General features: G+C 63.4%; 16 protein-coding genes and 2 pseudogenes. 13 read left to right on the top strand and 5 right to left on the bottom strand.

The annotated features are described in order from the left end of the window. Position 1: 1 nt before the first annotated feature. The gene (locus C4901_RS12820) at positions 2 to 493 is read right to left on the bottom strand and encodes a peptidylprolyl isomerase (RefSeq protein ID WP_110137665.1); all 492 of its coding nucleotides are present in this window, start codon (positions 491 to 493) and stop codon (positions 2 to 4) included. 76 nt (positions 494 to 569) lie between these two features. On the opposite strand from C4901_RS12820, the gene gltX reads away from it, so the two are divergent. The 3 genes and pseudogenes from gltX to C4901_RS19525 all read left to right on the top strand — a co-directional run. Beyond that, positions 570 to 1,955 carry a glutamate--tRNA ligase gene (gene gltX, locus C4901_RS12815; RefSeq protein WP_110137664.1) on the top strand — a complete coding sequence of 462 codons (1,386 nt, stop codon included), beginning with the start codon at positions 570 to 572 and terminating at the stop codon, positions 1,953 to 1,955. Further along, positions 1,939 to 3,309: a cysteine--tRNA ligase gene (cysS, locus tag C4901_RS12810; protein WP_110137663.1), complete on the top strand. Its 1,371-nt coding sequence runs from the start codon at positions 1,939 to 1,941 to the stop codon at positions 3,307 to 3,309. Before gltX ends, cysS begins: the two co-directional genes overlap by 17 nt. Positions 3,310 to 3,375: 66 nt before the next feature. Then, positions 3,376 to 3,695 (top strand): annotated as a pseudogene (locus C4901_RS19525) (recombinase family protein); the annotation flags it as partial. A gap of 164 nt (positions 3,696 to 3,859) precedes the next feature. Here C4901_RS19525 and C4901_RS12800 read toward each other — a convergent pair. From C4901_RS12800 to C4901_RS19520, 3 genes are all read right to left on the bottom strand, one after another. Next, complete coding sequence (locus C4901_RS12800) at positions 3,860 to 4,660, bottom strand: nucleotidyl transferase AbiEii/AbiGii toxin family protein (protein WP_205736002.1); 801 nt, start codon at positions 4,658 to 4,660, stop codon at positions 3,860 to 3,862. A 121-nt stretch (positions 4,661 to 4,781) separates the two neighbouring features. Further along, positions 4,782 to 5,402, bottom strand: coding sequence for a DUF6088 family protein (locus C4901_RS12795; protein WP_110137662.1), 621 nt, complete (start codon positions 5,400 to 5,402; stop codon positions 4,782 to 4,784). A 264-nt stretch (positions 5,403 to 5,666) separates the two neighbouring features. Further along, on the bottom strand, positions 5,667 to 5,921 hold the full coding sequence (locus C4901_RS19520) for a Druantia anti-phage system protein DruA (protein ID WP_370445986.1): 255 nt from the start codon (positions 5,919 to 5,921) through the stop codon (positions 5,667 to 5,669). On the opposite strand from C4901_RS19520, the gene ilvB reads away from it, so the two are divergent. The 5 genes from ilvB to pssA all read left to right on the top strand — a co-directional run bounded on the left by ilvB (position 5,836) and on the right by pssA (position 10,775). Continuing rightward, positions 5,836 to 7,752, top strand: coding sequence for a biosynthetic-type acetolactate synthase large subunit (gene ilvB / locus C4901_RS12785; RefSeq protein ID WP_110137661.1), 1,917 nt, complete (start codon positions 5,836 to 5,838; stop codon positions 7,750 to 7,752). The genes C4901_RS19520 and ilvB overlap by 86 nt on opposite strands. Continuing rightward, positions 7,752 to 8,252, top strand: a complete 501-nt coding sequence (gene ilvN / locus C4901_RS12780) for an acetolactate synthase small subunit (RefSeq protein WP_110137660.1) — start codon at positions 7,752 to 7,754, stop codon at positions 8,250 to 8,252. The genes ilvB and ilvN overlap by 1 nt, the downstream gene beginning before the upstream one ends. A 47-nt stretch (positions 8,253 to 8,299) precedes the next feature. Continuing rightward, positions 8,300 to 9,313, top strand: coding sequence for a ketol-acid reductoisomerase (gene ilvC, locus C4901_RS12775; RefSeq protein ID WP_110137659.1), 1,014 nt, complete (start codon positions 8,300 to 8,302; stop codon positions 9,311 to 9,313). A gap of 86 nt (positions 9,314 to 9,399) precedes the next feature. Beyond that, positions 9,400 to 10,005 (top strand): phosphatidylserine decarboxylase, encoded by a 606-nt coding sequence (locus C4901_RS12770; protein WP_110138650.1) that lies wholly within the window; start codon positions 9,400 to 9,402, stop codon positions 10,003 to 10,005. A gap of 8 nt (positions 10,006 to 10,013) precedes the next feature. Continuing rightward, entirely contained in the window at positions 10,014 to 10,775 is a 762-nt protein-coding gene (gene pssA, locus C4901_RS12765; protein WP_065971907.1) for a CDP-diacylglycerol--serine O-phosphatidyltransferase, read from the top strand. Positions 10,776 to 10,831: 56 nt separating this feature from the next. Here pssA and C4901_RS12760 read toward each other — a convergent pair whose 3' ends face one another. Further along, positions 10,832 to 11,233 (bottom strand): DUF4440 domain-containing protein, encoded by a 402-nt coding sequence (locus C4901_RS12760; RefSeq protein ID WP_110137658.1) that lies wholly within the window; start codon positions 11,231 to 11,233, stop codon positions 10,832 to 10,834. A 502-nt stretch (positions 11,234 to 11,735) separates the two neighbouring features. On the opposite strand from C4901_RS12760, the gene C4901_RS12755 reads away from it, so the two are divergent. The 5 genes and pseudogenes from C4901_RS12755 to C4901_RS19515 all read left to right on the top strand — a co-directional run. After that, the gene (locus C4901_RS12755) at positions 11,736 to 13,286 is read left to right on the top strand and encodes a DHA2 family efflux MFS transporter permease subunit (protein WP_110137657.1); all 1,551 of its coding nucleotides are present in this window, start codon (positions 11,736 to 11,738) and stop codon (positions 13,284 to 13,286) included. 182 nt (positions 13,287 to 13,468) lie between these two features. Then, on the top strand, positions 13,469 to 15,013 hold the full coding sequence (locus C4901_RS12750) for a 2-isopropylmalate synthase (protein WP_110137656.1): 1,545 nt from the start codon (positions 13,469 to 13,471) through the stop codon (positions 15,011 to 15,013). Between the two features lie 220 nt (positions 15,014 to 15,233). Beyond that, on the top strand, positions 15,234 to 15,476 hold the full coding sequence (locus C4901_RS12745) for an AbrB/MazE/SpoVT family DNA-binding domain-containing protein (protein ID WP_110137655.1): 243 nt from the start codon (positions 15,234 to 15,236) through the stop codon (positions 15,474 to 15,476). Between the two features lie 2 nt (positions 15,477 to 15,478). Beyond that, positions 15,479 to 15,925 carry a PIN domain-containing protein gene (locus tag C4901_RS12740; RefSeq protein WP_205735999.1) on the top strand — a complete coding sequence of 149 codons (447 nt, stop codon included), beginning with the start codon at positions 15,479 to 15,481 and terminating at the stop codon, positions 15,923 to 15,925. Positions 15,926 to 16,100: 175 nt separating this feature from the next. Next, positions 16,101 to 16,777: pseudogene (locus C4901_RS19515) on the top strand (DUF4172 domain-containing protein); the annotation flags it as partial. Between the last annotated feature and the right edge of the window lie 181 nt (positions 16,778 to 16,958).

Raw genomic sequence — 16,958 nt, 5'->3', positions numbered from 1 at the left:
TCTAGTCTAGGCGCACGCCGGTGATGATGATGTCGTTCACTGGCACGTCCTGGTGCCCATTGCGACTGGTGGTGGCGGTGCCCTTGATGGTATCGACCACATCCATGCCCTCGGTTACCCGCCCGAACACACAATACCCCCAACCGGTCGGGGTGGGGGCGGTGAAGTTCAGGAAGTCGTTGTCGGCGACGTTGATGAAGAACTGGCTCGTGGCCGAGTGCGGATCGCTGGTGCGCGCCATGGCAATCGTGCCGCGCGCATTGCGCAGCCCGTTGTCAGCCTCGTTGTCGATCGGCGGGCGGGTCGGTTTCTGGCGCATGCCGGGCTCGAAACCGCCTCCCTGGATCATGAAGCCGTCGATGACCCGATGGAAGATCGTGTTTGTGAAAAATCCCTCGCGGGCGTAGGCCAGGAAGTTGGCGACGGTCTTCGGCGCCTTGTCGGCATTGAGGTCGAGCACGATCACGCCCTGGTTGGTCTCGAGGTGCACCATGGGGATATCCTCTGTGAAGTTTGGCGCATTGTCGCCGACTTGGCGGGTCAGGGCAATGACGCGCTATCATGAGGGGATGAATGTGCCCACAACCCGTTTCGCCCCGAGCCCAAGTGGACTCCTGCATCTCGGCAATGCGCGTACCGCGCTCTTTAGCCTGCTTGCCGCCCTGCCCGACGGGCGATTCCTGTTGCGTATCGAGGACAGTGACCGCGCGCGCGCGAGCCCCGTGTTCGAGCACGCCCTGCGCGCCGATCTTGCGTGGCTTGGGTTCGCGGCTCATATCGACGAGGCCGCTGTTTGGCGCCAATCGGAGCGTGGCGCGGTCTACGACGACTTCCTTCAGAAGCTCGCGCGCGACAACCTCGTCTATCCGTGTTTTTGCACGGAGTCGGAACTGGCTGCGGAACGTGCGAGCCAGCGCGCCCGGGGGCTGCCGCCGCGTTATGGCGGGCGATGCGCGGCGCTCGATCCGGCCGCGGCGCTGGCCCGGGTGGCCGCGGGAGGGGCGGCGGTATGGCGTTTTCGGGTCCCGCCGGGGCAGGAGGTGACGTTCTGCGATGTCGTGCGCGGCCCGCAGCGTGTGGCCACCAGCCTCCTTGGGGATTTCGTCGTGCGTCGCGCCCAGGGCGAGGCGATGTTTTTCTTTGCCAACGCCCTGGACGATGCCCTCTCAGGCGTCACCCTGGTGCTGCGTGGCGAGGACCATCTGGCCAATACCCCGCGCCAGATCCTGATATTGCGTGCCCTCGGACTGCCGGTCCCCGAGTATGGCCATCTGCCGCTGGTATTGAGCGCGGGCGGAGTGCCGTTGTCCAAGCGCGACGGGGCCGGCAGCCTTGCGGCGTTGCGCGAGGAAGGCTTTCTGCCGCTTGCAGTCATCAATTACCTGGCGCGCCTGGGTGCGGTGGTCGGGTCGGAGCGACTGTTGCCCCTGATGGATCTCGCCCAGGCCTTCGATCGCCGGCGAATCGGGCATGCCCCGGCGCGCTACGACCGGGAACAGCTGCTCCATTGGCAGCGGGTGGCGATGGCTGGGACCCCGGTGACCGAATGGCTGCCGTGGGTCGCGGAGTATGTCCCGGAGGCCGACCGGCTGCGGTTCGTGGAGGCGGTCCGTCCCAATGCCCTCTTTCCGGAGGATTTCCGTCGCTGGGCCGGGATCGTGTATGGTGAGCGCCGGACCCTGGACGAGGATGCGCGCGCGGCGATCGGGGCGGCGGGCGCGGAATTCTTTCGCGTGGCGGCAGCGCACCTGGACGCGGGCGGCGCGGCCGGCGATCTGCCGACGGTCCTGAAGGCCGCGGGCCATGGCGGCCGGCGGCTTTTTCATGGCCTGCGCGCGGCCCTGACCGGCCGGCTCGCGGGTCCGGAACTGAAGGATATACTGGCCCTGATGCCGCGCGCGCTCGTGGCGCGGCGGCTGCTGGAATGTGGAAGCACCGATGCTCAAGATCTATAACACCCTGACGCGTGCCAAGGACCCGTTCGTGCCCCTGGAGCCCGGCCATGCGCGGATTTATGTCTGCGGGGTCACGGTCTACGACCGTTGCCATCTCGGTCATGGGCGCGTATTCGTCGTGTTCGATACGGTGGTGCGCTATTTGCGCCATCTCGGTTATCGTGTGACCTACGTACGTAATATCACGGATATCGACGACAAGATCATCCATCGGGCCCAGGAAAACGGTGAGGACATCGCGGCGCTGACCGAACGCACCATCGCCGCCATGACCGAGGATACCGCGGCGCTCCTGGTGGCGCCCCCCGATCACGAGCCACGCGCCACCCGCTACATCGATCACATGACGACCATGATCGAGCGGTTGATGGCCAAGGATTATGCCTATCAGGGGCCGAATGGCGATGTGTATTTTCATGTGCGCCGCTTCCCCCGCTATGGACGCCTTTCGGGACGCACGCTCGACGATCTGAAGGTGGGCGCGCGCGTCGAGGCCGATGAGGCCAAGGATGATCCCCTGGATTTCGTGCTCTGGAAGTCGGCGCGGGCGCACGAGCCTGCGTGGCCCTCGCCGTTCGGGCCCGGCCGGCCGGGATGGCACATCGAGTGCTCGGCGATGGCCGCGCACTGCCTGGGTGACCATTTCGACATCCATGGCGGGGGGCTCGACCTGACCTTTCCGCACCACGAAAACGAGATCGCCCAGAGCGAGGCCGCCAATGATGTAACGTTTGCCAATACCTGGATGCACGTCGGTTTCGTGCGCACGAATGGCGAGAAGATGGCGAAGTCGCTGGGGAATTTTCGCACACTGCGTGATCTCCTGGAGGTATTCGACGGCGAGGTGCTGCGCTATTTCCTGCTCGCCAGTCACTATCGCGGCCCCCTGAACTACGACGACGAGTCGATCGGGCAATGCCGCGAGGCCTTGACGCGCCTCTACCAGGCGTTGAAGGATGCCCCGGACGGGGCGGCCGAGACCGATGGCGATTACGCGCGCAGGTTCGAGGCGGCCATGGATGATGATTTCAATACCCCGGGGGCGCTCGCCGTACTTTTTGAGATCGGGCATGCCATCCAGCGTGCGCGCGAACAGGGCGATGCCCCGGCGGTCGGGCGGCTCGCCGCCACGCTGCGGCTGTTGGCCGGAACGCTCGGTCTGCTCTCACGACCGCCGGCGGCATTCCTGCAGGGGACCGGGGACCACGAGGATATCGAGGCGTTGGTGGCGTTGCGCGATCAGGCGCGGCGCGAACGGCAGTGGGCGCGATCCGATGCCTTGCGCGATGAGCTGAAGGCGCGCGGTATCGTACTCGAGGATACGCCGACGGGCACGGTCTGGCGCCGGGTCTAGGGGGGAGCGGGCGGGGCTTGAGCAGCTCTCTTGCAAACTACCTATATCTATGCGAATCTCAACAAAATGGACAGGATGGTAAGCATCGGTGAGGCTGCTGCCGCGCGGGGTGTGTCGATCACGACGCTGCGCCGCTGGGAAGCGGCGGGTAAACGGGTGGCCGAGCATGCGGCGGGCGGACACCGCCGCCATGACCTGGGCAAGCTGCGCCCGGAGATGTTCCGCGCCGAAGACGCGGCCAGTCGCCAGATCATCGCCTAGGCTCGGGTGTCGAGCCGCGACCAGAAGGACGATCTGGAACGGCAGAAACAGGTGCGGGAGCTCTACTGCGCCCGCCAAGGCTGGACGTTCGAGGTCATCGCCGACTCGGCTCGGGCATGAACTATCTGCTGGCACAACGCCTGCGTGAGTCACTGATTAATCGCTGTTTCCAGCGCGCACAAGCGATCGACGATGGCGTCGAAAACGGGAGGATCGCCGATGAACATGCCGCCGCCGATCATGCGCTGGAAGTCATCGCGCAGCGCGGCCAGCGCGGCCGCGCCTGGAATCAGTTTGAGCTGCCCGACCAGGCATGCGTCGTAGTTGGCGTAGCTCGCGCTGTAGAAGACCTTCTTATATGCTTAACGACATCTGCGAGCAGAGCGCGATCGGCCACAGCGGCCTGCCCGTGGACTTGATCGGCCAGCATTGCCAGATCGTACCAGTGGCGTGACAGGCGGGAGGCCGAGACGCGGAACTCGTCGCGCTGGCACTCGACGTGCATCAACGTCGCCTTCTCCCAGAACGTGCGTGCCGGGGACAGCACGCTTACCGTCGAGCGAGGGAATTTGAGGCCGGTGACATGCTTCTCGATGTCGGGCCGCACCTCGTGCTCCTCGTTCGGTTCGGTGATGTTTCGGCCACCAAACTCGATCAGGACGCTGTTGCCCACGTAGTCTCCTGGAGATTCCAGAGTTGGGTAGTGCACTCGCAACTGCTCGCCGTCATCGCTGACTTCAAGTCGGAATGCATCAGCATCAAACTCGGCCGCCAGCACCGTTTGGAAGTGCGGCATTACGACACCGTGGGCATGGTCGCGCACGCAGGATTTGAGGTCCTCACTGAACTTTTTCAGCCGGTTTCTCGACACGCCCTCGGCAAATGCGTCGAAGGAAGCGTCCAAGCCGCGATAGTCGAGCGTGATGTCCACGTCCTCGGAGAAGCGGGCAATGGCGCCGAATACCTTGGAGAGCGAGGTGCCGCCCTTGAAGGCCATCGGAAGTCGGCCGGGCATGGTGAACAGGGTCTGCAGCACCCAGCAGACCCAGACATCCTTTTCCAGCACGACGGGCGAGCGGGCAAGCTGCAAAGCCAGCGCCCGATAGATTTGGGACTACTCTTGAGCTTTCAGGTGCAGGAAGGACTCAGGCATGAACGGCCGTCCGCTTTCCAGGGCTTCATGTGGGTATTGGTGTTGGTGCAGGAAGGACTCAGGCATGAACGGCCGTCCGCTCGTTCCGGAAGACGGCGTCACTCATCCACGCAGGCATTGAGCTGGTGGCGGACTTCAGCACCTCGAACTCGCTCAATCCCAGCTTGCGCCGAATCTTCTCGACGAGGGCCGGAGTGACTTCCTTCTTGCCAAGATACCACATCGCTGCCAGTGCAAGTCCGGCTGGACGCCCCGCCAGAGCCAGCTTGCGCTGGCAGACGTGCTGCAGGCGGATCTCCATCTTGCCCACGCGGATGCGTTTCGACGGGCCAGACGTTACGAACACGGACTGTGTTGGTGCTTGGGTGGTCAGCTCAAGCCGACGCGCCGCTTCGGCACCGTGAACCTGGACGATGGCTCCGGTGGTTTTGGCAACGGCCAAAGCCACCTTCAGTGGTCCGGGCATCACCTTGCCGACGAAACGGTTGACCTCGGGACGCACAAAGACGCCGCGCGTCACACGCTCGATCGATCCGGTTTTGACGAGGCGAGATAGGGTCTGATCAACGGACGCACGCGTGCCGCACTCCAGGAATGCGGTCGGGGTAAAAGGCTCCCCAATCGGCATCCCCTCAATATGTTGGCGTATCAGCTCGGCGGTCTTGGTCCTCGTGTTCATGTATGAAACTATGTGCGAATTCCTGACAAACTACAAGTGCGATAGCTGGCAGCAGCAATTCTCAATGTGAACTAAGCCCGCTTCGAATCGGCGCGTCCGCTAGAATTACGGGGCTTGCAGGAGCCTTTGTCGGGTGTCGGGTACCAACGGGTAGAGCTGGATGCGCTTGGGGCTTGCCCCATGGCGTTCGTGATGGCGATCCATGCGTCCGCGGCCCGTGGTGAGACCGACGTCGATCCAGTGGGCGGCCCGATAGCAGTGTCCTTAAAGTGGGCGGGGTCGACCAAGGTCTCGGCCAGCAGGGGCTGGACGCCGTAGGTGGCGGTCCAATCGGCGGTCACCTGCCGTCACCTGCCGTAAGGCAAGCGCCAGCACGTGGCCTGCGAGGTTTGTGACCCGCACGTGGGGCAAGATCAGGAAGTGGGAGTGGCTGATGATCTGTTGGAGGCCCCGGGGCTCATCCCAGCCGATCCAGCGATTGCGCCCCTGTAAGCGCCAGGCCGGCGAAGAGAACTGCAGGCACCCCAGTACGGTATCACTTGAGGCGACGGTGTCCCAAGGTCTTGACCGGTGGCGTTCCTTATCCGAGAATCAGGGGTTCGAAAAAGGTCATAAATCGCGGGGTGACATCGTTTTGGAGCTCACGGGAGCGGAGATTTTCGTTCGCTGCCTTCACGATGAAGGCGTCGAGTACCTTTTCGGCTATCCGGGCGGCGCGGTTTTGCACATCTACGACGCCCTCTACAAGCAGGAAGAGGTAAAGCACATCCTTGTGCGCCACGAGCAGGGCGCGGCGCATGCCGCCGATGGCTACGCGCGCTCGACCGGCAAGCCCGGGGTGGTGCTCGTGACGTCGGGTCCAGGGGCCACCAACGCCCTGACCGGGATCGCCACCGCTTATATGGACTCCATCCCGCTCGTGGTGTTCACAGGCCAGGTCATGACGCATCTGATCGGCGACGATGCCTTTCAGGAGGTCGACGCGATCGGCATCACCCGGCCCTGCGTCAAGCACAACTTCATGGTCAAGGACGTCCGCGACCTTGCGCTCATCATGCGCAAGGCCTTTCATGTGGCCACTACCGGACGTCCTGGTCCGGTGGTCGTGGACATCCCCAAGGACATCACCGCCCACAAGACCTCTTATGTCTTCCCCAAGGACCCCACGCTGCGTTCGTACAAACCGGTGCGCGAGGGGGATCCGGCCGCCATACGCAAGGCCGCCGATCTTTTGATACAGGCCAAGCGCCCCATGGTCTATGCCGGCGGCGGGGTGGTGCTCGGCAATGCCGCCCGCGAGCTCACCGAGCTCGTGCGCTGGCTCGGCGCCCCATGCACGAACACCCTTATGGGGCTCGGCGCGTTTCCGGCCACCGATCCGTTGTTTGTGGGTATGCTCGGCATGCACGGGACCTACGAGGCCAACATGGGCATGCATGAGTGCGATGTACTGCTCGCGGTCGGCGCGCGTTTCGATGACCGGGTGACGGGCGATCTGGACAAGTTCTGCCCCAATGCGCGCATCATCCATATCGATGTCGACCCGGCCTCCATTCAGAAAAACGTCCCGGTCGAGATCGCCATCATAAGCGAGGCGGGACTTGCGATGCGCGATCTGCTCGCCGCCCTGAAGGCCACTGGCGGCCGTTTGGATAAGGCGGCGCTTGGTGTCTGGTGGCGCAAGATCGAGGAATGGCGTGCGCGCCAATGCCTCCAATACGATCGCGCCAATACCGAGGTCATAAAGCCTCAATTCGTGCTGGAGACCCTTTATCGGCTCACGCAGGGCGACGCCTTCATCACCTCCGATGTGGGTCAGCACCAGATGTGGGCGGCGCAGTTCTATAAATTCGACAAGCCGCGCCGGTGGATCAATTCCGGGGGGCTTGGCACCATGGGCTTCGGACTGCCGGCGGCCATCGGTGTGCAGTTCGCGCATCCCGACGCCTTGGTCGCCTGCGTCACCGGCGAGGCCAGCATACAGATGTGCATACAGGAGCTGTCGACTTGCAAGCAGTACGATCTGCCGCTGAAGATCGTCAATCTGAACAATCGCTATATGGGCATGGTCCGTCAGTGGCAGGAATTCTTCTACCAGAGCCGCTATTCGCACTCCTATCTGGAGGCCTTGCCGGACTTCGTGAAGCTCGCCGAGAGCTACGGGCACGCGGGCCTGCGCATCGACAAGCCCCACGATGTGGAGGCCGCCTTGAAGGAGGCGCTCGGCCAGCGTGACCGGCTGGTGTTCCTCGATTTCATTACCGACCAGACGGAGAATGTCTACCCCATGATCGCGGCCGGAGCCGGCCACCACGAGATGCATCTGGCGACAGATCGCGAACTCGCGTGATGCGCCACATCATTTCCATACTTCTGGAGAACGAGGCGGGCGCCTTGTCGCGGGTTGCCGGACTGTTCTCGGCGCGCGGCTACAATATCGCCTCGCTCACGGTGGCGCCGACCGAGGACCCGAGCCTGTCGCGCATGACACTCGTCACGAGCGGGTCCGAGGGCGTGGTGGATCAGATCCGTAAGCAGTTGAACAAGCTCGTCGACGTGGTGAAGCTGGTCGATTTGACGGATAATGAGCGTATCGAGCGCGAGATGCTGCTCATCAAGGTGTGTGCCGAGGGCGGCGAGCGTGATGAGATCAAGCGTCTGTCGGATATCTTCCGGGGGCGTATAATAGACGTGACGGATCGCGCCTATACCATTGAACTGACCGGTGACGGCAGCAAGCTCGACGCCTTTATCTCGGTTCTGCAGTCGCGGCGGATTCTGGAGGTGGTGCGCTCCGGGGTCATCGGCATCGCGCGTGGTAACGGCGCCTGCATTCCCGACGCACCCTGAATCTTTCAACCCGATAATGGCCCGGTTGCGCCGGGCGAGGACATCGCATGCAAGTGTATTACGAAAAGGACGCCGACCTCGGCCTCATTCGCAAGAAGAAGGTGGCGATCATAGGCTATGGTTCGCAAGGCCATGCGCATGCGAACAACCTCAAGGACTCGGGTGTCGATGTGGTGGTGGGTCTGCGCGCGGGCTCGCCCTCGGCCGCGAAGGCGACGCGTGCGGGGCTTACCGTGAAGCCTGTGGAAGAGGCGGTCAAGGACGCGGACTTGGTCATGATTCTGGCCCCCGACGAGCTGCAGGCCGGGATCTACGAGAAGATGGAGCCGCACCTGAAAAAGGGCGTGGCACTGGCCTTCGCGCACGGCTTTAGCATCCATTTCGGACGCATAAAACCCCGCGCGGACATGGATGTGATCATGATCGCCCCCAAGGGGCCGGGCCATCTGGTGCGCTCCACTTTCACCCAAAACGGCGGCGTCCCATGTCTCATTGCGGTGAGTCAGGACGCCTCCGGCCAGGGCCAGGCGTTGGCGCTGTCTTATGCCGCGGCCATCGGCGGGGCGCGTGCCGGCGTCATCGCCACTACCTTCAAGGAAGAGACCGAGACCGATCTGTTCGGGGAGCAGGCGGTGCTGTGTGGCGGCGTGACCTCGCTGGTGCAGGCCGGTTTCGAGACCCTGACCGAGGCGGGCTATGCCCCGGAGATGGCCTATTTCGAGTGCCTGCACGAACTGAAGTTGATCGTGGACCTCATGTATGAGGGCGGTATTGCCAACATGCGGTACTCGATATCGAACACCGCCGAGTACGGCGATCTCACGCGCGGTCCGCGGGTCGTGAACGAGGCGACCAAGGCCGAGATGAAGCGTATCCTGGGCGAGATCCAGTCGGGCCAGTTCGCGCGCGAGTGGGTGGCCGAAAACGAGACGGGCGGCAAGCGCTTCCCTGAGTTGCGCGCCAAGGCCGCCCAGCATCCGATCGAGGCGGTCGGCGAACGCCTGCGCGGCATGATGCCGTGGATCGGGGCTAACAAGATCGTCGACAAAGAGAAAAATTGAGCATCCCTTTGTCACAGACGGTCAGCGAGGGGGCGGCATCGCCCCCTCTTTTGGCGCGCGAAGGGTGGGGGCATATCGCCCTGGCAATGGCCGCCGCCGCGCTCGTCACATGGTGGTGGGGGCCTTGGGTGGCCCTACCCTTGTGGCTGTTCGCGGTTTTTGTGCTACAGTTTTTTCGGGACCCGCGTCGCGTCTTGGCTGAGGGTCAGGACGCGGTCCTGTGTCCGGCCGACGGGCGCGTCATCATGGTGGGTCCGGCCGAGGACCCGTACCTGAAACGGCCGGCCATCAAATGCAGTATCTTCATGAATGTCTTCAACGTCCACTCCAATCGTTTGCCGGTCGCCGGGCAGGTTCGGCGCCGCTGGTATAGCCCGGGACGTTTTTTGAATGCATCCTTGGACAAGGCCTCGGAGCATAATGAGCGCAACGCGCTCTGGATCACGACAGCGGGCGGAGACGATGTCGTGGTCGTGCAGGTTGCGGGTCTGATCGCGCGGCGCATCCTCTGCTATGTGGGCGAGGGCGAGGTGGTGGACCGGGGAAGGCGTTATGGATTCATCCGCTTCGGCTCGCGCGTCGATGTCTACCTGCCGCCGGGGGCGCATCCCGAGGTGGCCTTGGGCGACAAGGTAAAGGCCGGATCGCAGATCCTGGCCCGTCTCGCGGGTCGGGGCCCGCGCGTTCAGTGAGGGGCGCGATGATGGAAGACAAGCGCAAGGGTATCTACATCCTGCCGAATCTCTTTACGACGGCGGCGCTCTTTGCCGGCTTCTATGCCATCGTGCAGGCCATGAAGGGCGAGTTCTGGCACGCCGCGGTGGCGGTGTTCATCGCCATGGTCATGGATGGGCTGGACGGGCGGGTGGCGCGCTGGACGCACACCGAGAGCGATTTCGGGGCGCAGTATGACAGTCTGTCGGACATGGTGTCGTTCGGCCTTGCCCCGGCGCTGGTCGTCTATGAATGGGGGCTCTCGGGACTCGGTAAGCTTGGTTGGCTCGCGGCCTTCATCTACTCGGCGGCCGCCGCCTTGCGTCTGGCGCGCTTCAATATTCAGACCAGCACCGACCGGCGCCTGTCGTTTCATGGCCTACCGAGTCCGGCGGCGGCGGCGGTCGTCACCGGTCTCGTGTGGGTCCTGCAAGGTTATGGCGCGCCGCCACTGTGGCTGCGCGCCACGGCCTTGGCCGTTACCGTCTTGATCGGTGCGGCGATGGTCAGCAATATCCGCTACCACAGCTTCAAACACATCGACTTGAAGGGGCGGGTGCCCTTTATCGCGGTACTTGCCATCGTCCTGATCTTCGTGCTGATCTCGCTCGATCCCGCGCGCGTGCTGTTTGCCCTGTTTTTCTGTTATGCCCTGTCGGGGCCGATCGATTCGCTGGTACGCCGCTATCGTCGCTCGCTGCACAGGCGCCGGTTGGGTGACAGCCACGAGGGATCGCCGCGGGTCTGACGGTCGCGTATCGTTCGATCCGCGCACGTCGCCCGTCGGTCAGGGCGGGCGGGTCGTCAGGGCAGGAAGGATGCGGGCTCGTCGGTCAGGTGAGCCGCCGGCGTCCCCTGATGAAAGTGGATCTGCCAGCGTCCATATTGGCATCGCCAGACCGAGCTGCGCCAGCTGGCCGCCCTGTCGTCCTCCTCCTCTTCGGCATCGACCAGCAGATAGACGATCAGGGCGACCTCCGGGGACAGAAAGCGCACCTGGAAATCGCGGATCGTGGTCTCGCGGCGCCGTTTGCCGGTCAGTCGCCTCAGGGTTTCGGTTCGATCATAGAGCCGCCCGGAACGGCCGATCTCATAGAAGTCGTCCGCGAGCAGCGTGGCGGGACTGGGTTCGTCCGGATTCTGGCTGCAGTTCAAGAGCCGCTCCTCTAGGATGCGCAGGAGGTGGGGGGAATCGCGGTTGGTCATCGCTGTCGCCCTCTAGGTGCGGCCATGAGAAGGGACTTCCAAGGGCAACGATAGGGGTGCCGGAGGAGGCCGTCAAGGGGGCCACCCGAACCCTATAAGCAAGGGGCCTCGGCGAGGGGGTATGCGTCTGGTTTTCCGGGGATCGATAACGATGCCTTCGGCCGCGGGCGCCGGCCCTGTGGTATGCGCCCATGACGGCGCCCGCCGTGTAAAAGCGTGGCCCTGGATCCCCCCTGTTTGAAGCCCCACCCCACCTTTGCCATACTGCGCGAGTCCGCTCATGTGCCCGGTTGCGATCAGGTGGCGGATGGTCAGGCCCATCGGGCCGCCTTCGAGGCCATGGTATGGACGGACATCGCACATCGGCCGACAGGCCACTTTTCACGATCCCCTTCAGGCCCCTCGAGGGATGGCGAGATGGCGCACGCCCATTGGGCCGGGGTGGCTGTCGCCCCGACACCGGGGGTGCGCGCCTTACGCGCAAGCGGCCGTGCCGCCGCCCATGAAAGACCCCGGACGACCGGCGACGAGTTTCTGGGCAGTCGCTTTGGTGGTCGCCGTCGCGGCGTTCATGGAGGTGTTGGACCTCACGATCGTCAACGTATCGTTGCTGCACATCATGGGCAGCATGGCGATCTCCCAGAACAGGGCCATCTGGGTGCTTACGGCCTACACCATGACCAATGCCATCATTCTGCCTTTGAGCGGCTGGTTGGCCACGACGCTTGGACGCAAGCGCTACTTCATGGGCTGTATCGCCGCGTTCTCGCTGACCTCGCTATTATGCGGCCTTAGTCCCAATTTTCCGGCGCTCGTGCTATTCCGGGCCCTGCAAGGTATTGCCGGCGGCGGACTGCAGCCCAATGCCCAGGCCATCCTCACCGACGCCGCGCCCGCCGCCAAGCGCGGTATGGCGTTCGCGATCTATGGCATGGCCGTGGTGTTTGCGCCGGCCATCGGCCCCACGGTTGGTGGTTGGATCACGGACCATATAGGCTGGCGCTGGATCTTTCTCATCAATGTCCCGGTCGGGCTGCTGATCCTGCCCCTGGTGCAGGCGCTGGTGCATGACCCGGAGTCCTTCGTTCAGGCGCGTAGCGCGCGGCGGGCATCCGCGCCGCGCGCGGATTTCGTGGGCTTTGCGCTCATCACCCTGGGTCTTGGTCTCATGCAGGTGGTGCTTGACCGTGGCCAGCGGGACGATTGGTTCAGTTCCCTCGCCATCGTGACCATGACCATCACCGTGATCCTGGCGCTCGCAGTCTTTGCGATCCGCGAGTGGCGCCAGGCGGACCCGATCGTGGATCTGCGCCTGCTTCGTGATCGGGGCTTTGCCGCCGCCAATATCCTCATGTTCATGCTTGGTGCGCTGCTCCTTGGCAGTACCGCCTTGCTGCCGCTTTTCATGCAGTCGCTCCTGGGCTACACGGCCATGGATGCCGGCCTCGTGCTGTCCCCGGGCGGGCTTGCCATCATGGCCCTGATGCCTTTGGTGGGGCAGCTCGTGTCGCGCCTCGATGGTCGCGTCCTGATAGCGGGCGGGCTTTGTATCAGCGGGTTCGCGACTCTGCTCATGACGCATTTCGACACCCACACGGGCTTTATGACACTCGTTTGGACGCGCGCGCTGCAGGCCGCGGGTCTCGCCTTCTTGTTCATCCCCATCAACACGCTGGCATTCGCGTCCCTGCCGGGATCCAAGTCGAGCAACGCCTCGGCCATCATCAATATGTCGCGCAATATCGGCGGCAGTGTCGGCATGTCGATTGCCGCCACGGTCCTCGCGCGCCGTGCGCAGTATCACCAAAGCCAGCTCGTGGCACGCATCACACCCTATAACCCCAATCTGCATACCTATCTGGCGGCGGTCCAGAATGCCATCGGCCACGTCGTGCCCATGGCCGGGTTCATGCATCTCTATACGACGGTGTTGCGCCAGTCCGAGATGCTTGCCTACATCGATGACTTCGAGCTCATGGGGATCCTATTCTTCGCCTGCCTGCCGCTCGTGTTGCTCTTTCGCCGTGTGAAACCTTTGCCCCATGGCCGATGAGATCGGTCGTCGTGATGGATGGGCGCGGGTGCAGCCGGTCGGGAGCTGGGCGCGAAGGCGCTCCTCGCAGGCCGGGTTCTTGATAGACTTTGCGAGGGTTTTTGGCTAGAGTCCCGGCGATTACAGGAGAAATGGCGCCATCGGGCGCCTTCTAGCGCCGATTCGGGGGTGGCGTAAACGCGATGACCGATCAACTCTTGGTGTTCGATACCACATTACGCGACGGGGAACAGAGCCCCGGCGCATCTATGACCTGCGAGGAAAAGGTACGTATCGCGCGTGCCCTGGAGCGCCTGCGGGTCGATGTGATCGAGGCCGGGTTCCCGATCGCAAGCCCTGACGACTTCAAGGCCGTGAAGGCGGTGGCCGAGGCGATTACGGAGAGCCGCGTGTGCGGGCTTGCCCGGGCGTTGATCAAGGACATCGACCGCGCCGCGGAGGCGCTGAAGCCGGCGCGTGCCGGGCGCATCCATACCTTTATCGCGACATCGCCGATTCATATGCGTGAAAAGCTGCGCATGAGTCCGGAGGCCGTGCTCGAGGGCGCGGTGAAGGCGGTGCGCCATGCCCGGCAGTTCACCGATGACGTGGAGTTCTCGGCGGAGGACGCCGGCCGTTCGGATCCCGATTTCCTGTGCCGGGTCATGGAGGCGGTGATCACTGCCGGCGCGCGCACCGTCAACATCCCCGACACTGTCGGTTACAGCGTCCCCGCGCAGTTCGGGGAGCTCATCGCCATGCTGAGAAACCGCATTCCGAACGCCGATCAGGCGGTGTTCTCGGTGCATTGCCATAACGACCTGGGTCTGGCGGTCGCCAATTCTCTTTCGGCCGTGTACCACGGGGCCCGTCAGGTCGAATGCACGATCAATGGGCTCGGGGAACGCGCCGGTAACGCCGCCCTGGAGGAGATCGTCATGGCCGTGCGCACGCGCCAGGACGTCTTCAAGTGCGATACGCGTATCGAGACCCCGCATATCGTGGCCGCGAGCCGCCTGGTATCGACCGTCACCGGCTTTGCCGTGCAGCCCAACAAGGCGATCGTCGGCGCCAATGCCTTTGCCCACGAGGCCGGCATTCACCAGGATGGCGTCATCAAGAACCGCGAGACCTACGAGATCATGCGGGCCGAGGACGTGGGTTGGACCGCGAACCGCATGGTGCTCGGCAAGCACTCGGGGCGTAACGCCTTTCGCGCGCGCTTAGCCGAGATCGGCGTTACCTTGAAGGACGACGCCGCCCTGAACCAGGCCTTCGAGCGCTTCAAGGATCTCGCGGACAAGAAGCACGAGATCTTCGATGAGGATCTCCAGGCGCTGGTGAGCGAGGGCGCCCTGGAGGCCGTGGAGTCGGTGAAGCTTATGGCGTTGGAGACCGCCTCGGGTACCGGTACCAAACCGCATGCCGATGTGCGGCTCGCGTGGAATGGCAAGGAGCATGAGGCCCGCGCCGAGGGCGGGGGGCCGGTCGATGCCGCGTTTCGCGCCATCGAGGGCGTGGTGGCGAGCGGCGCCATCCTACAGCTCTATGCCGTGAACGCCATCACGAGCGGCACCGACGCCCAAGGCGAGGTAACCGTGCGTCTCGAACGCCAGGGGCGCATCGTGAACGGCCACGGTGCCGATACCGACATCGTGCTCGCCTCCGCCAAGGCCTATCTGAATGCCTTGAACAAGCTGCTCGTGCCCGACAACCGCACCCACCCCCAATTACCCAGAGGGATGTAACCTCGGCTATTGGGTCGAGCGGGCCTGACGTGTCCGGCAAGGACCACAAGCGGTTTCATGGAGGCGGGTTGGGCAGGTGCGCCGGTCTGAAGCATGGCCCTGGGCGGACGCGGCGCAAGGTGCCTTGCTCGCCCGGCACCCGCGCTCCAGCGGTTGTATTGATAAGTGGCCAAAGAGGCTCATATCTTTACCGATGTCAAAAAAGTAAAGAGGCCATGCCATGCCTGTGTTGAGTCCGAAACGTCAGATTACGGTACCGAAAGAGCTCTGCGACCGTCTTCGTATCCATGCCGGTGACGAACTCGATATTTTCGAGCACGGAGGTCGCGTTACGCTCATCAAAAAGCGCAAGGGTGCAAGCGACGGGGTGCTGAGAGACCTCAAGGCGGAGCGTGGCTCCTCCGATGAGGAATCCTTGATGGACACTGTTGCATCGAGACGGTCGTCGGCCTCCGAGGACTAGCGGTGCGAGGCATCATTGCGATCGACACAAATGTGTTGTTGCAGCGCATCCTCGATGACGATGACGGGCAGGCGGCGAGCGCCCGGAGGCTTTTCGAGTGCGACGAATTACTCTTGATCACCGAGGTCGTGCTGGTAGAAGCGGTATGGACCCTCACGGGGAAGCGCTACAAGGCCACCAAGGACGATGTCCGGGCGTTGGTCGTAAGTTTACTGGAGGAGCCGAACGTGGTTTTCTGGGACCGGGAAGTGATCTGGTCGGCGCTCGACGATTTCCTGGCTGCGAGGCCCGTGAAAACCGCCAACGGTCTAAAGGTAGCCGATTTTGCTGACGCGTTGATCATGAACACGGCAAAGGCCGCGGCTCGTGACCGGCATCTGGCTTGCCTGGGCACTTATACCTTTGATCGGGCGGCGTTGGAGATCGATGGGACAAAATCCCCTGAATAGACGGTGGTGCCTCTCACAAACTGCCCCGTAAGCAAGCTCAAGGATTTCTGGGCCTGATCCCCGCGTGCCCGTCGTTCTGCCCATTCATGTCAGAGTGCGAGAAGAGATGCGCAAACTCCACGTAGGTTACGGAGACCGTCGTGTCCCTGCGGAGAATGAGGCCTATAATCAACGCATGGAAAGCGGAGATTACACCTACATCTGGCAGGCAGACGACTGGCCGCGGTGGCGCTACGACCTCGCGGCACTGGCTGCCCCTCTTACGGAAGCGAGGGGCGCGTAGGGCGTCTGACCGACGCCGGTATGGTCCTGCGCGTTCGGGCGAGCCTATGAGTGCTTGCCGAGGATAGTGAGATCGAGAGTGAGGGGCTCGATGTCGAGGCCGTGCGCTCGAGCATCGTCCGTCGCCAGGGTGTCGGACATCGGGGCCCCGGTCCCGGCAGACCGGCGCGTCGAGGGAGTCGTCGATATGGTGCTGGATGCCACGGCCAATTGCGTGGCCCCGATTACTCGCGAGCGCCTATTTGGCTGATGCAGTGCTCTTCTCTGCGGGCTATTCCGGCCCTCAACAAGGATCAGGGTGAGCGGCTTTCGGGACGATGCCGTAGGCCCGATGCGAATGGTCTTCGGCCCCATCGGCCGTGAGCGCGTGTATTTCGAGGCGCCGCCCGGCCCAGCGTCTCGAGATCGAGATGCGCCGCTTTCTGGAACGGGTCAATGGGAATGCGGGGGACCTGCCGCTCATCAAGGCAGGACTCGTCCATCTTTGGTGTGTGACCTTGCATCCCTTCGACAATGGCAACGGTCGTATCGTGGGCGACCTGCTGCTGGCATGCGCCGACGGCAGCGCGCACAACATACGGTATCCGAAGTGGATAGCGCTGGCCAAGGAACGTCGCGTATGGCAGGGGTTGCGATCTCGTGGCGCCCAGGGTAGAGATTGTGGCGTATGCGCGGATGACGAAGGGCAGGCCGGGATTCTTTCCGGTTTTCCGGTAACGAGCATGCGCAAAAAGGCCCGTTTTGTAGCACC

Origin of the sequence: Acidiferrobacter sp. SPIII_3, from assembly GCF_003184265.1 — a bacterium.
Classification (GTDB): domain Bacteria; phylum Pseudomonadota; class Gammaproteobacteria; order Acidiferrobacterales; family Acidiferrobacteraceae; genus Acidiferrobacter.
Note: the sequence above shows the minus strand (reverse complement) of the source record. Positions and strands in the feature narration are given on the sequence as shown.

What these genes read in the sequence shown, in the direction of transcription:
- pssA (WP_065971907.1), top strand. Translation starts at nt 10,014, where the DNA reads ATGATGGAAGACAAGCGCAAGGGTATCTACATCCTGCCGAATCTCTTT.
- cysS (WP_110137663.1), top strand. Translation starts at nt 1,939, where the DNA reads ATGCTCAAGATCTATAACACCCTGACGCGTGCCAAGGACCCGTTCGTG.
- C4901_RS12820 (WP_110137665.1), bottom strand. Translation starts at nt 493, where the DNA reads ATGGTGCACCTCGAGACCAACCAGGGCGTGATCGTGCTCGACCTCAAT.
- C4901_RS12795 (WP_110137662.1), bottom strand. Translation starts at nt 5,402, where the DNA reads ATGAACACGAGGACCAAGACCGCCGAGCTGATACGCCAACATATTGAG.
- ilvC (WP_110137659.1), top strand. Translation starts at nt 8,300, where the DNA reads ATGCAAGTGTATTACGAAAAGGACGCCGACCTCGGCCTCATTCGCAAG.
- C4901_RS12745 (WP_110137655.1), top strand. Translation starts at nt 15,234, where the DNA reads ATGCCTGTGTTGAGTCCGAAACGTCAGATTACGGTACCGAAAGAGCTC.
- ilvB (WP_110137661.1), top strand. Translation starts at nt 5,836, where the DNA reads ATGATCTGTTGGAGGCCCCGGGGCTCATCCCAGCCGATCCAGCGATTG.
- C4901_RS12755 (WP_110137657.1), top strand. Translation starts at nt 11,736, where the DNA reads ATGAAAGACCCCGGACGACCGGCGACGAGTTTCTGGGCAGTCGCTTTG.
- ilvN (WP_110137660.1), top strand. Translation starts at nt 7,752, where the DNA reads ATGCGCCACATCATTTCCATACTTCTGGAGAACGAGGCGGGCGCCTTG.
- gltX (WP_110137664.1), top strand. Translation starts at nt 570, where the DNA reads ATGAATGTGCCCACAACCCGTTTCGCCCCGAGCCCAAGTGGACTCCTG.
- C4901_RS12750 (WP_110137656.1), top strand. Translation starts at nt 13,469, where the DNA reads ATGACCGATCAACTCTTGGTGTTCGATACCACATTACGCGACGGGGAA.
- C4901_RS12760 (WP_110137658.1), bottom strand. Translation starts at nt 11,233, where the DNA reads ATGACCAACCGCGATTCCCCCCACCTCCTGCGCATCCTAGAGGAGCGG.
- C4901_RS12770 (WP_110138650.1), top strand. Translation starts at nt 9,400, where the DNA reads ATGGCCGCCGCCGCGCTCGTCACATGGTGGTGGGGGCCTTGGGTGGCC.